The 13074-nt window shown below is 69.0% G+C and carries 12 protein-coding genes; 4 read left to right on the forward strand and 8 right to left on the reverse strand.

Annotated features, from left to right (window positions below; translation table 11 throughout):
* Positions 1–237: 237 nt before the first annotated feature.
* The 3 genes from ACODRV_RS01155 to ACODRV_RS01165 are packed head-to-tail and all read right to left on the reverse strand — an operon-like array spanning position 238 to position 2560.
* On the reverse strand, positions 238–1173 hold the full coding sequence (locus ACODRV_RS01155) for an NAD(P)/FAD-dependent oxidoreductase (RefSeq protein WP_488907149.1): 936 nt from the start codon (positions 1171–1173) through the stop codon (positions 238–240).
* Positions 1170–2315 (reverse strand): DUF1176 domain-containing protein, encoded by a 1146-nt coding sequence (locus tag ACODRV_RS01160; RefSeq protein WP_488907150.1) that lies wholly within the window; start codon positions 2313–2315, stop codon positions 1170–1172. The genes ACODRV_RS01155 and ACODRV_RS01160 overlap by 4 nt, the downstream gene beginning before the upstream one ends.
* The gene (locus ACODRV_RS01165) at positions 2303–2560 is read right to left on the reverse strand and encodes a hypothetical protein (protein ID WP_488907151.1); all 258 of its coding nucleotides are present in this window, start codon (positions 2558–2560) and stop codon (positions 2303–2305) included. Before ACODRV_RS01165 ends, ACODRV_RS01160 begins: the two co-directional genes overlap by 13 nt.
* A gap of 217 nt (positions 2561–2777) precedes the next feature.
* On the opposite strand from ACODRV_RS01165, the gene ACODRV_RS01170 reads away from it, so the two are divergent.
* The 3 genes from ACODRV_RS01170 (at position 2778) to ACODRV_RS01180 (ending at position 5457) form a co-directional block, all read left to right on the forward strand.
* Positions 2778–3992, forward strand: coding sequence for an NADP-dependent isocitrate dehydrogenase (locus ACODRV_RS01170; RefSeq protein ID WP_141625864.1), 1215 nt, complete (start codon positions 2778–2780; stop codon positions 3990–3992).
* Positions 3993–4199: 207 nt separating this feature from the next.
* Entirely contained in the window at positions 4200–4817 is a 618-nt protein-coding gene (locus ACODRV_RS01175; protein WP_141625865.1) for a DUF2939 domain-containing protein, read from the forward strand.
* Between the two features lie 79 nt (positions 4818–4896).
* The gene (locus ACODRV_RS01180) at positions 4897–5457 is read left to right on the forward strand and encodes a DUF2939 domain-containing protein (protein ID WP_488907152.1); all 561 of its coding nucleotides are present in this window, start codon (positions 4897–4899) and stop codon (positions 5455–5457) included.
* Here ACODRV_RS01180 and alaS read toward each other — a convergent pair.
* Positions 5454–8102: an alanine--tRNA ligase gene (gene alaS, locus ACODRV_RS01185; protein ID WP_488907153.1), complete on the reverse strand. Its 2649-nt coding sequence runs from the start codon at positions 8100–8102 to the stop codon at positions 5454–5456. The genes ACODRV_RS01180 and alaS overlap by 4 nt on opposite strands.
* 193 nt (positions 8103–8295) lie before the next feature.
* Between alaS and ACODRV_RS01190 the strand changes: the two genes are divergently transcribed.
* Positions 8296–8472, forward strand: a complete 177-nt coding sequence (locus tag ACODRV_RS01190; protein WP_168196780.1) for a hypothetical protein — start codon at positions 8296–8298, stop codon at positions 8470–8472.
* Between the two features lie 38 nt (positions 8473–8510).
* On the opposite strand, the gene ACODRV_RS01195 is transcribed toward ACODRV_RS01190, so the two are convergent.
* From ACODRV_RS01195 to ACODRV_RS01210, 4 genes are all read right to left on the reverse strand, one after another.
* The gene (locus ACODRV_RS01195; protein ID WP_488907154.1) at positions 8511–8801 is read right to left on the reverse strand and encodes a hypothetical protein; all 291 of its coding nucleotides are present in this window, start codon (positions 8799–8801) and stop codon (positions 8511–8513) included.
* 238 nt (positions 8802–9039) lie between these two features.
* Positions 9040–10119, reverse strand: coding sequence for a recombinase RecA (gene recA, locus ACODRV_RS01200; RefSeq protein WP_141625869.1), 1080 nt, complete (start codon positions 10117–10119; stop codon positions 9040–9042).
* Between the two features lie 188 nt (positions 10120–10307).
* Positions 10308–12188, reverse strand: coding sequence for a M28 family peptidase (locus ACODRV_RS01205; protein WP_488907155.1), 1881 nt, complete (start codon positions 12186–12188; stop codon positions 10308–10310).
* 67 nt (positions 12189–12255) lie between these two features.
* A complete protein-coding gene (locus ACODRV_RS01210; RefSeq protein WP_141625871.1) occupies positions 12256–13071 on the reverse strand; it encodes a CheR family methyltransferase in 816 nt (271 codons plus the stop codon).
* Positions 13072–13074 lie beyond the last annotated feature (3 nt).

Raw genomic sequence — 13074 nt, forward strand, 5'->3', positions numbered from 1 at the left:
CCGCTATGGAAGAGATGCACCACACGCATAAGGAACCCGCATGGGGCTGGATCTCGGTGCTTGAGGACTGGCGCCGCAGCCGCGCTCGTCGGCGTCTGCGCGCACAGCCCCGGTCCGACGCCGCGCACCGCCGCTGACCCTTTCCAACCCGGTACGCTACGGGGGAGCCTCCGCCCCCTGTCTCTGCCGTAGGGCTCCCGTCTCCGCGGGAGCCATGGCCCGAACGCCGGGGTTCCCCTACGCCCGGTGTTCGGGCCGCCCCGCTTTCGGCGGCACGATCAGGCCGTCCGCCTGCCGCAGCCGGTTGTGGATGTCGGTGGCCGCGACGGCGGCTTCGGCGCTCGCCACCGCGATCTGGTTCAGCCCGCGCACCACATCCCCGGCGGCATAGAGCCCGGGCGTCGTGGTCTGTTGATGGGCGTCCACGAACAGCCGCCCGTCCTCTCCGGTCCTGGCGCCGAGGCCCTCCGCCAGCCCGGCGTTCGGCGAGGTCCCCAGGGCTGAGTAGACCAGGTCGAAGCTGCGGAAAGTCCCGCCCCAGCTCAGCGCCGTGACCCGATCAGCCTCCAGCCGCACATTGTCGATCGGGGCGCGGATCAGTTCGATCCCCAGTCGCTCCAGCTCATCGCCGCAAGCCAGGTCCTCCGGGCGCCCGATATGGATCAGCGCCACCCGGTCCGAATAGGTGCGCAGGAAGGCCGCCTCCCGGGCGCCCTTCTCGTCGGTCCCGATCACTGCCACGGCCTTGTCGATGGCTTCATAGCCGTCACAGATCGGACAGATGCGAACCAGCGACCGTTCGATGGCGCGCTCGACACCGGGCAGATCGGGATGGTGGTCGGTCACGCCGGTGGCCAGCAGAACGGCCCGGGTCCGCACCTCACGTCCGTTCAGCCGGGCGACGAAGTCGCCGCCGTCGCGCGCCAGAGCGTCAACACGCCCGGCTTCGATCACGGCCCCGTACTCGACCGCCTGCTCCGTCATCCGTCTCAGGATGGCGTCGCCGGTGATGCCTTGGGGAAAGCCGGGCATGTTGTGGCTGACGGGTATCCAGCAGGCGCGGGACTGGCCCCCGTCGGCCACCAGCACACGTCGCCGGAACCGCGCCAGATAGGTCGCCGCCGTGAGCCCCGCGGGGCCGGCCCCGACGATCAGAACCTCCGCGTCGCTCACCCGCGCGTCCGCCACAGTGTCGGCCAGACGTCCGGGGTCATGCCCCAGCAATCACCCATGGAGCGTTCCTCTGACAGCGCGAAGCCGCCGGTGGTCCAGGTCCAGGTGGTGATGGTTCCGCAGTCGCCGAGGCCGCGTCCACGCGGGAAGACGGTCAGTGTCCGGCGCTCCGCGTCATAGACCGGGTTCACCAGCCACGGACCCTGACCACCGATGTCGCCTTCCCTGCGGGGTGCGCGTTCGGGCAGGGGCGCCGGGCGAACGTTCGAACCGTCCGGGCGGCTCAGGTAAAGGACATAGGTGGCGTTATAGGCGCCGCTGCCGCAGGGCACGCCCCACAGCACCGTCTGCCCGTCCAGTCGCGCGCCGAGGATGGCCTGATTGAGCGTGTCGTTGCCCTCCGCCCGGCAGTCCTTGACCGCCTGCAATCCCTCGATGTTGGCGGGCAACTTCAGTCCCCTGGCGTCGTCCTCCAGCGGATTGGCGGCGCCTTCGAAGCCGCGCTGCGAGATCGCCGGAGCCGGTGTGGCTTGCGGCAGGGGCGGCGGCGCCGGAACGGCGGAGGCCGGACGGTCGCCGCGTCGGATCAGGGCGGTGGGGGTGTTCAACCGCCCCTGTCGCTCGTCGATCCACAACAGGGCCGCCGAGATACCAGACGACGGCAGGTCCGCCGTCTGTGCGCCCGATGCCAGCGCCAGAGAGCGCGAGGCGGGCAGGGCGGCGATCACGGTCCGCGCCCGCTGCGCCTCGGTCTCACGACCTCCCCCGCGCAGGGCGTAGTCCCGTCCGTCGATCTTCAGCTTCAGCGTTTCGGGCGCCTTGTCCACGTCGCCGAAGGCCCAACTGCCGGCGGTCACGGTCGGCACGGCGTCAGGACCGGCGTCGATGGCGATGCGGAGCCAGCCGCTATCCGATCCGCTCCAGGCCACGCAGGCGTTGCCGTTGTCGCAGGCCGCGCGCCACTCCCGGAACTCGCGCATCTCCGGGACCGCCGCGACCGGCGAGGGCGACGGTGCGCCCGGAGCGTCGGCCGGCGCCTGGCTCGCGGCGCCCGCGACCGGCGTCGGTGCCTTGTCCGCCTCGTCCCGCCCACAGGCCGCCAACGTGGTCGACGCCGCCGCCGCCAGGATCAGATATCGCACGGGTCTTCCCCCCTGAATGTCAAAGCTTCGACGGGTTTCAGGACATGCGCGCCGTCCGGACCCCGATCTCCCTGATAGACGCGGGATCGCCCCGACCGGTTCCGTCCGGTCTTTCGCGGATGCGGACGCCGGCCGGTGCGCAGGTCCCGCTCATAGTCCGCCAGCACCCGCCGCATCAGTTCAGGGTCTATCAGAATCGGGGCCTCGCAGAAGGTGAGTATCCATTGCTCGGTGAGCGTCTCCACATCATCACTCATGCGCCCCGTCGGTCTTGGTAAGCCAGTCACTGAAAGGCCAACGAGCCTTGACGACGCGGCGTTCAGCTTGGCCGGAGGCGGCTTTTTCAGGGCAGGGTAAACGGCGATAATCTGCCGCGTCCCCGCACGGGCTTTGCGCCCCGGCGCGAGGGGGCTATACCCCCGCCGACCCTTTCATATTCCCCAAGGCAGAGGCAGCATCCGCATGGCCAAGATCAAGGTCGAGAACCCCATCGTCGACATCGACGGCGACGAAATGACCCGCATCATCTGGCAGATGATCAAGGACAAGCTGGTCTTCCCGTTCCTGGACCTGGAACTGGACTACTACGACCTGGGCATGGAGCACCGCGACGCCACCGACGATCAGGTGACCATCGATGCGGCCCACGCCATCCAGAAGCATGGCGTCGGCGTGAAGTGCGCCACCATCACCCCGGACGAGGCCCGGGTGAAGGAGTTCGGCCTGAAGAAGATGTGGAAGTCGCCGAACGGCACCATCCGCAACATCCTGGGCGGCGTCGTCTTCCGTGAACCGATCATCTGCTCGAACGTGCCGCGTCTGGTTCCGGGCTGGACCCAGCCGATCGTCGTCGGCCGTCACGCCTTCGGCGACCAGTACAAGGCCACCGACTTCTTGATGCCGGGCGCCGGCACCCTGTCGATCAAGTTCGTCGGCGACGACGGCGAGGTGATCGAGCACGAGGTCTTCAAGTCGCCGGGCGCCGGCGTCGCCATGGGCATGTACAACCTGGACGCCTCGATCACCGAGTTCGCCCACGCCTCGTTCGCCTACGGCCTGCAGCGCAACTACCCGGTCTATCTGTCGACCAAGAACACGATCCTGAAAGCCTATGACGGTCGCTTCAAGGACATCTTCCAGGCTGTGTTCGACGAGCACTACGCCGCCGAGTTCAAGGCCCGCGGCCTGACCTATGAGCACCGTCTGATCGACGACATGGTCGCGGCCGCGATCAAGTGGTCGGGCGGCTTCGTCTGGGCGTGCAAGAACTACGACGGCGACGTGCAGTCGGACATCGTCGCCCAGGGCTTCGGCTCGCTGGGCCTGATGACCTCGGTCCTGATGACCCCGGACGGCAAGGTGCTGGAAACCGAAGCCGCCCACGGCACCGTGACCCGTCACTACCGCCAACACCAGAAGGGCGAAGCCACCTCCACCAACTCGATCGCCTCGATCTTCGCCTGGACCCGTGGCTTCAAGCACCGCGCCAAGCTGGACGGCAACGCCGAGCTGGACCGGTTCGCCGACACCCTCGAGAAGGTCGTCGTCGACACCGTCGAGGCCGGCTACATGACCAAGGACCTGGCCCTGCTGGTCGGTGACACCCAGTCGTGGCTGTCGACCGAAGGCTTCCTGGACAAGGTCGCCGAGAACCTGACCAAGGAACTGGCGGCTTAATTGCCCTTCTCCCCTGCGGGGGAGAAGGTGGCATGCGAAGCATGACGGATGGGGGGATGCCGGAAACGGCGTCCCCCTTTCCAATTGTGGCGCGGACAGAGCCCCCTCAGCCGAGCGGCTCCGCCGCCCACCTTCTCCCCCGAGGGGAGAAGGCCTTGGCCACCGACCCGGCCCGTGCATATCTGGTCCGGTTAACGGAGGGCGGGCGTGAAACTCATCGGGCGGCTTATTCTGGCGGCGATCATCATCGCGGTGATCAGCTTCTTCGCGGCGCCCGGCGTGGCCTTCTTCGCCGTTCGGTCGGCGGCGGACGCCAATGATGCGGCGGCCCTGTCGCGGCTGATCGACTACACCGCCGTGCGCCAGTCGCTGCGCCCCCAACTGACCGGCAATCCGGCGGCGCAGGCGCCGGCTCCGTCCTTCCTCGAAGACCCCATCGGCGCGGTGCGGCGTCAGTTCGAGCAGGCGGTTCCGGCGCTGGGTCCAACGCCGGACGCCTATCTGACCCCCGCCGCCGTCGCCGCCCTGACCCGGGGCGAGGGCCGCTACGCCTCCCAGCGCACCGCCGCGCCGTCGGAGGGCGAGCGCCGTGATCCCTTCCCCGAGCCGGTCTTCTGGGGCGTGAACCGCGCCCGGATGGCGGTGACGGACGAGGGCGGCTCGAAGACCGTCTTCACCTTCGAGCGCAAGGGGCCGTTCGAATGGCGTCTGGTCCACATCGGCCTGCCGGAGGGCGTCTCACCGGCGGCCCCGGGGGCGCCTGCCGACGACCCGGCGCCCGAGCTCCCTCCCATCGCAGGCAAAAGCGGCAAGACGGGCGGCTGATCGTCCGCCCACTGGCTAAGCAGGCTCGACTCGGGCAACCGTAGCGGTGGGGAGGCGTTACGACGCCAGAGGGAAGAGTATGACCAAGAAACTGCTGACCGGCGGTGTGCTGGCGGCGGCGTTGCTTCTGGCCGCTGCATGGGGCCTGGCGCCGGTGTTCGCCGGACAGGCGCTGATCCGCGCCGCCAAGGCGGGGGATGCCCGCAAGCTGGAACGGCTCGTCGACTTCCCCGCCCTGCGTGAGAGCCTGAAGGACCAGTTGAGCCTGGAGGTCGCCAGCCGCATCGGCCGAGACCCCCGCCTCGCCGAGAAGGGGCTGGGCGGGTTAGGCATGATGCTGGCGCCGATGATCCTGGACGGCGCCATCGACGCCGTGGTCACGCCCGAGGTGGTGGCCCAGATGGTCACGACCGCCGAGGCGCCGCGTCCCGCCGGCGCTCCCGAGCCCAAGTCACAGGCAGGCGACCGGAAGGGCGGCAAGGACCTGCATCAGTCGTGGGGATACCGCGATTTCAACCATTTCGCCGTGACCCTGACCGACCGGGAAAAGCCGGACCAGCATCTGGCCCTGATCCTCGAACGCCGTGGCCTGTTCCGCTGGCAACTGGCGGCCGTGGACCTGCAGACCGACGGGGGCTAGGCCCCCAGCGCCGCCCGCACCGCCGCCAGACCGTCCTCGGCCTTGCCGCCGTCCGGGGCGCCGCCCTGGGCGAAGTCGGGCTTGCCGCCCGCGCCCTGACCGCCCATCGCCAGCACCGCCGCGCGGGCCAGATCGGCCGCATTGACCTTGCCGACGACGTCCGAGGTCGCGGCGACGGTGACCGCCGCCTTGCCGTCCGTCACGCCGATCAGGGCGACGACGCCCGAACCGACCTGCTTGCGGAAGTCCTCGGCCACGCCGCGCAGACCCTTGCCGTCGACGCCGTCGAGGACGCGGGCGATCAGCTTGACGCCGTTGATCTCTTCCGGGGCCGCGTTCGCGCCCGAACCGCCGCCCAGGGCCAGCTGCTTCCTAAGCTCGGCGACCTGCTTCTCCAGCGCCTTGACCGAGGTCTGCAGGCCTTCGACGCGACCGGTCACGTCGCCGGTCTGGACCTTGAAGTCGCGGGCCAGCTTGCGCGCCACCCCGGCCTGACCTTCGAGGTACAGGCGCGCGGCCTCGCCGGTCAGGGCCTCGATGCGGCGGACGCCGGAGGCCACGCCGGTTTCCTGAATGACCTTGAACAGGCCGATGTCGCCGGTGCGGGCGACATGGGTGCCGCCGCACAGTTCGACCGAGTAGGGGGCGTTGTCCGACACCAGCGAACGGCCCAGCGTCAGGACGCGGACTTCCTCGCCGTACTTCTCGCCGAACAGGGCGATGGCGCCGGCCTCGATGGCGGCCTCGGGGGCCATCAGCCTGGTTTCCGCCGGGACGTTCTGGCGGATGACCGCGTTCACCTCGGCCTCGATGGCGGCCAGTTCGTCCTCGGTGACCGGGGCGGCGTGGCTGAAGTCGAAGCGGGCGCGTTCGGCGTCGACCAGTTGGCCCTTCTGCGCGACCTGCGGCCCCAGCACGTTCTTCAGCGCGGTGTGCAGCAGGTGGGCGGCCGAGTGGTTGGCGCGGGTTGTGGTGCGCTTGTCAGCATCGACCAACTGGGCCGCGCGCATGCCGATCTCAAGCTTGCCCGCGGTGATCTGGGCCGACAGGACGTGCAGGTCGCCGGCGTGCTTCTTGACGTCGATGACCTCGGCCTCGCCGCCGGGCCATTCGAAGCTTCCGTGGTCGCCCGCCTGACCGCCGCTCTCGGCATAGAAGGGGGTGGTGTCGAACAGGACCTCGACGATGTCGCCGGCGTCCGCCGAGTCCACCGGGGCCCCGCCCTTCATGATGGCCAGGACTTCGCCCGAACCGTCGATGTTGTCGTAGCCGGTGAAGACGGTCGGCCCCAGACGGTCGCGCACGGCCAGCCATTCGGCGGCGTTGGCGGTCTGGCCCGAGCCCTTCCAGTTCTCGCGCGAACGCTGGCGCTGCTCGGCCATGGCTTCCTGGAAGCCGTCGACGTTGACGGCGTAGCCGCGACGACGGGCCTCGTCCTGCGTCAGGTCCAGCGGGAAGCCGTAGGTATCCGACAGGGTGAAGGCCGTCTGACCGTCCAGCATGTCGCCGGGCTTGAAGCCCTGAACCGCCGTGTCGAACAGGGCCATGCCCTTGGACAGGGTGGTGCGGAAGCGGATCTCTTCCTGCTTCAGCGTGTCCTCGATGAACGGCTGGGCGCGCTTCAGTTCCGGATAGGCCTCGCCCATCTCGCTCACCAGCGTCGGCACCAAGCGGTGCATCAGCGGGTCGTTGGCGCCCAGCAGGTGGGCGTGGCGCATGGCGCGGCGCATGATGCGGCGCAGGACATAGCCCCGGCCTTCGTTCGACGGGGTGACGCCGTCGGCGATCAGGAAGGACGACGAGCGCAGGTGGTCGGCGATGACCCGGTGGCTGGAGGCCCGCTCACCTTCGGACTTCGTCGAGGTGGCGTCTTCCGAGGCCGCGATCAGGGTCTGGAACAGGTCGGTGTCGAACACCGAGTTCTTGCCTTGCAGGACCGAGGCGATGCGCTCCAGACCCATGCCGGTATCCACCGAGGGCTTGGGAAGGCTGCGAACGATCTGGTCGTTCTCCTTCTCGAACTGCATGAAGACGTTGTTCCAGATCTCCACGAACCGGTCGCCGTCCTCATCGGGCGAGCCGGGAGGGCCGCCGGGGACGTGTTCGCCGTAGTCGTAGAAGATCTCGGTGCAGGGACCGCAGGGGCCGTTGTCGCCCATGGCCCAGAAATTGTCGCTGCCGGCGATGCGGACGATCTTGTGGTCCGGGAAGCCGGTGACCTTCTTCCAGATGTCGAAGGCCTCATCGTCGTCGATGTAGACGGTGACCATGAGGCGGTCGGGCGACAGGCCGAAGTCCTTCGTCACCAGCGACCAGGCGCGGTCGATCGCGTGTTCCTTGAAGTAGTCGCCGAAGCTGAAATTGCCCAGCATTTCAAAGAAGGTCAGGTGGCGCGCGGTGTAGCCGACGTTGTCCAGATCGTTATGCTTGCCGCCCGCGCGGACGCATTTCTGCGAGCTGGTGGCGCGCGGGAAGGGCGGGGTCGCCGCGCCGGTGAAGTAGTCCTTGAACGGCACCATGCCCGCGTTGACGAACATCAGCGTCGGGTCGTTCTGCGGCACCAGCGGAGCCGAGTGGACCTTCTCGTGGCCGTCGGCCGCGAAGAAATCGAGATAGGTCGAGCGGATCTGTTTCAGGCTGGTCATGGGCGAGCGTCAGACGTGCGTAAAAATTGCGGAACGGGCGTCATATAGGGGTTTAAGCGCAAACGCATCACTCCTTCGCCGTTCAGTCCGGCCGCCGCTTCTTGCGAGGCGGGCGCCGGCGCGGGGATTGGCCGCACGGCCGCAATCCCGTCCGGCCCGTTCTCTCTCCAGACAAGCAAAAGGGAGAGACGCCGTGATCGACTACAATGACCCCGTCTATGTCGACTGGGACAAGGCGCTGGAGGCGCTTCAGGCGGCGCATCACAGTCTGCGTCGCCGACTGGACCAGCCGGAGGAGCGGGATGAAGCGCGCGCTGCGCTGGACAACACCCGCCGGCTCTATGAGGAGGCGCTGTCTCGCTTGCCTTGAGCGGAACAGGCAAGGACCGGTCGCTCCGTCCGATCGGGTCAGGGCGCGTTCCATTTGAGTTCGGTGGCGTCCACGGTGTCGGCGCCCATTTTTCGGATGAACACCGGGAGCAGTTGGGCGCGCCACTGTCTATGGTCCTGTGGATGGCTCAGGGCCGTGAAACCCTCAGCCTCCGGAAGCCAGTCCAGGAACTGTTCGGCGGTGACCGGCCCGGCCTCGGGAATAAAGAAGTCGACGTGGCTCGGCTGGCCGTTGACGGTCCCGCCGCCCCAGCCCAGCCCGACACAGAGTTCATCCATCAGGGCGTTGTAGCGGGAGGTTTGCGTCATCCGGGCAGTCTGTGGCCCTGATCGTCGTGCACCAAGGAAAAAAGGCCGCCCAACGCCGGCGGGGCGTTGAGCGGCCGCTCCGTCCGGTCCCGGCCCGGCGGGGTCGGATGGCGGGTCGCCGGACCTGATCGGAGAAGGTTCGGTGTCTGCGTCCGGCGAGGCCGGACTCAAAATTCAGCGGACATATCGGACTCTGCGGCCGCTCGCCGGATGGCGACGAGCAGCCTCAGTGCGGAGTCTAGCCCTCGAGGTCCTGGCCTTCGTCGGGCTCGGGCGTGCCCAGCAGTTCGTCGGCGATCTTGTTGGTCGAGGCGCGCACGGCCTTCTCGATGGCGGCGGCGACGTCCGGATTGGCCTTCAGGAAGGCGCGCACGTTCTCGCGGCCCTGACCGATGCGGGTCGAGTCATAGCTGAACCACGACCCCGACTTCTCGATGATGCCGGCCTTCACGCCCAGATCGATGACCTCGCCCAGCTTGGAGATGCCCTCGCCGTACATGATGTCGAAGATGACCTCGCGGAACGGCGGGGCGACCTTGTTCTTGACCACCTTCACGCGGGTGGTGTTGCCGACCACCTCGTCGCGGTCCTTGATCGCGCCGGTGCGGCGGATGTCCAGACGAACCGAGGCGTAGAATTTCAGCGCATTGCCGCCCGTGGTGGTTTCCGGGGAGCCGTACATCACGCCGATCTTGTGACGGATCTGGTTGATGAACAGGACGATGCATTTCGACTTGGAGATCGAGGCGGTCAGCTTGCGCAGGGCCTGCGACATCAGGCGGGCCTGAAGGCCGGGCAGGCTGTCGCCCATCTCGCCCTCGATTTCGGCGCGCGGCGTCAGGGCGGCGACCGAGTCGACCACCACGATGTCCACGGCGCCCGAACGGACGAGGGTGTCCACGATTTCCAGCGCCTGCTCGCCCGTGTCGGGCTGCGACACCAGCAGGTCGTCCAGGTTCACGCCCAGCTTCTGGGCGTAGACCGGGTCCAGCGCGTGTTCGGCGTCGACGAAGGCGGCCACGCCGCCCTTCTTCTGCACTTCCGCGACGGTGTGCAGGGCCAGGGTGGTCTTGCCCGAGGATTCCGGCCCGAAGACCTCGATCACCCGCCCGACCGGCAGACCGCCGATGCCGAGCGCCATGTCGAGACCCAGCGAACCGGTCGAGACGCTTTCGATTTCCGCGACGACGCCGGCCTTGCCGAGCTTCATCACGGAGCCCTTGCCGAAGGCGCGATCAATCTGCGCGATCGCCGCCTCCAGAGCGCGTTGCTTGTCGCCGTCTTCCTTGCCTACCAACTTCAGAGCCGCCTGTGACATTGCCTTCGTCTCCCTTGCCATGATTCCCATCTGGTTTCGGGAGAGACCCGCCACGGACCCGCCCCCTCGTTGTGTGAGGCGGACTATGTGCACGGTTTGTTCCGGTTCACAAGATGTTCTTGTTCTGTCCGTCCGAAGTTCCGGTTTCATACGTCCAAAAATGACGCATCCGTTCATGAAAGGCCTGTTCAGGCCGTCGCGGCGGCGATCATGGGCTCGGTGATCGCCGCATAGCCGGACAGGCCCGCGCCCAGTAGCAGAACCGCGAGGGCGACCATCAGCAGGGGGCGGCGACCGGCCGTCTCCGGGGCGAACGGGCGGACCAGCATCAGGCCCAGCAGGCCGAGCAGGGCCAGAACGCCGGGCAGGTCCATGCCGATGCCCAGGAAGACCGGGTGCGCCATGCCGACCAGCCAGGCGCCGCCGACCGCCGCCGTGACCGCGACCGGCGCGAGGCCGCTGGGGCGGGTCAGGCCCGGATTCAGCGCCGCCACGGCCACCGCGGCGACTGTCGCCAGCAGGGCCGGCCACAGGAAGAGGAAGGCGATTTCCGGCGCCGCCGTCTGTGCGGCCGCGGCGCACACCAGCACCAGCGCGATCAGTCCGGTCCAGCCGCCCCAGACGCTACGCGCCGCCAGATGCGGGACCAGCGACAGGCCGACCGCGACCGCCCCGGCGATCAGGATCATGACGTTGACCCCCGCCAGCGGGATGGTGGCGAGGGTCAGAACGGTCAGGGCTCCGGCGGACACGCGCCGGTCCGGACGCGCCCGGCCGCCTAGCACCGCGAGGATGACCGCCAGCACCGCCAGCGCCACGCCCGCCTCCAGCCAGGGCAGGCGGGCCAGCAGGACATAGTAGGCGGCGTCGCTGTCGACCCGGTCCGCCATCGGTCCGCCGAGAGCCCGCACCACATGGGTGACCACCAGACCGGCGCTGAGGAACCACAGGCCGTCCACCATGCCCCGGCCGACCTCGGCGAAGGTCAGTCCCGCGCGCTTGCGGGCCAGGGCGGCCGCGACGCCCAGCAGGACCGCCGCGACGCCCCACAGCGCCCAGCCCATGACCGGCGGATACTGGACGATGACCCGGCCGAACACGTCGGCGTAGACGGCGTTTGTCGTTTTGCGCGGCAGAGCCGGCGCGCGCAGCAGGGCGTCGGCGCTTTCCAACGCCTGTGAGCCGAGGTGCTGCACGCTGCCCTGATCGAGTGTCGCGGGGGTCGAGTCGGCGGCGTGATACTGCTCCGGGCGGCCGATAAAGGCGAAGTTCAGCCCTTGCACGCCCCGGCCGGCCGGGACGGTGAAGTCGGTGCCGTTGGGCATGACCTTGTAGACGAAGATGGCCAGAGAGTTGGACGTCACCCCGCCGTCGGCCCGGCGCGCGGCCTGTCCGAACAGGGCGATGGTTTCGGCGTTGCCGCGCCCGGTCTCGAACATCATGGCCCGCCCGCCGCCGCCCCGCGCCTCGAGGTTGACCACCGCGCCGATGCGGTCGCGCAGGGGATGGCCGCCCCAGAAGACCCGGGCGCCGTCCAGATCCAGTTCCTCGCCGTCGGTCAGCAGGACCACCAGCGTCCGGTCCGCCGGACCCCGCGCCCGGATCGCGCGCGCGGTCTCCAGCGCGGCCGCCACCCCGGTCGAGTCATCCGCCGCGCCCGGCGAAGTCACCGTGGTGTCGTAATGGGCCATCAGGGCCACGGCGGGCAGGGCCGGATCGCGGCCGGGCAGCACGCCGATCAGATTGGTGGCGCTGAAATTCGCCGCGGCAGGGTCGCCGCCCGCCCGCTCCAGACGCCGGATGGCTCCGGGCGACAGGGGGCCGGTCTGGGTCGAGGTTTGCAGGCCCAGCGCGCCCATCCGCTGCATCAGATACGCCTGCACCCGTGCATGTTCGGCCGAGCCGACCGGATGGGGACGCTGCGCGATGGCCCGGATGTCGATCATGGCCCGGTCGCTGGAGAATTCGGTCGCCGGGGCCGTGGCCGGAGCCGGTCGCGGAACCTGCAGGGTCAGGACGCCGACGCCCAGCGCGACCACCAGTGATCCGATCAGCCACCAAAGCCGCATGAAGACGCCTCCCCCCGGTCCAGATGACAGGGAGGCTAGGGCATCCGGGCGGATTAGCGAAGGGGGATCAGGCCGCGCGGCGGATCGCCGAGGGCGCCTTCACGAACAGGCCGCGACGGCCGGAGACCGCGCGGAACGCCACGCTGTCGCCGTCGATTCGCTCGTCGGGGCCGAGGAACAACACGCCGTCATCGACCAGGCGGCGCTCCAGATTGTCGAGCACCTGCGGCCGGCGGGCGGGGTCCACGTCGTCCAGCAGGTTGCGGCAGAAGATGATGTCGAACCGGGTGTCGTCGGTCGGCGGGTCCAGCAGGTTGGCGCGGGCGAAGTGGACGGCGGCGCGCAGCTGCGGCTTGGCGATCCACGCCTCCTCGGTCTGCTCGAACCAGCGCAGCATGGTCTCGGCCTTGAGGCCGCGCTGGATTTCGAAGCCTGTGTAGGCGCCCGTGCGGGCCTTCTCCAGCGCGCGCTGCGACAGGTCGGTGCCCACGATCTCGACCGGCGACCCGGCGTCCAGCGCGGCCATGGCGATCGACAGGGGTTCCTGCCCGGTCGAGCAGCCCGCCGACCAGATGCGCACCGGCTGGCCGCCGCGCGCGCGGCTGAGCGCCGGCAGGAGTTCGCCGCCCAGGGTGTCGAAGGTGGGACGGTCCCGGCGGAACCAGGTTTCGGGATTCAGCAGGGCCTCGATGATCGCCCAGCCCAGGCTTGCGACGGGCCTGGCCCACAGCGAGGCCAGCATGGCGTCGACGGTCTCGAACCCTTCACGTCGGGCCACCGGCCCCAGACGGTGCTCGGCCAGCTTCATCCGGTCGCGCGAAAGCCTGAACCCCGCGCGCGAGGCCATCAGCGATTGCAGGCGATCGAAGTCCTCCGGCGACATGGG

The sequence above is a fragment of the Brevundimonas sp. FG8 genome (assembly GCF_057808845.1).

Coding starts and splice junctions, on each gene's coding strand:
- ACODRV_RS01170 (WP_141625864.1), top strand. CDS start 2,778: ATGGCCAAGATCAAGGTCGAGAACCCCATCGTCGACATCGACGGCGAC.
- ACODRV_RS01180 (WP_488907152.1), top strand. CDS start 4,897: ATGACCAAGAAACTGCTGACCGGCGGTGTGCTGGCGGCGGCGTTGCTT.
- alaS (WP_488907153.1), bottom strand. CDS start 8,102: ATGACCAGCCTGAAACAGATCCGCTCGACCTATCTCGATTTCTTCGCG.
- ACODRV_RS01195 (WP_488907154.1), bottom strand. CDS start 8,801: ATGACGCAAACCTCCCGCTACAACGCCCTGATGGATGAACTCTGTGTC.
- recA (WP_141625869.1), bottom strand. CDS start 10,119: ATGTCACAGGCGGCTCTGAAGTTGGTAGGCAAGGAAGACGGCGACAAG.
- ACODRV_RS01205 (WP_488907155.1), bottom strand. CDS start 12,188: ATGCGGCTTTGGTGGCTGATCGGATCACTGGTGGTCGCGCTGGGCGTC.
- ACODRV_RS01210 (WP_141625871.1), bottom strand. CDS start 13,071: ATGTCGCCGGAGGACTTCGATCGCCTGCAATCGCTGATGGCCTCGCGC.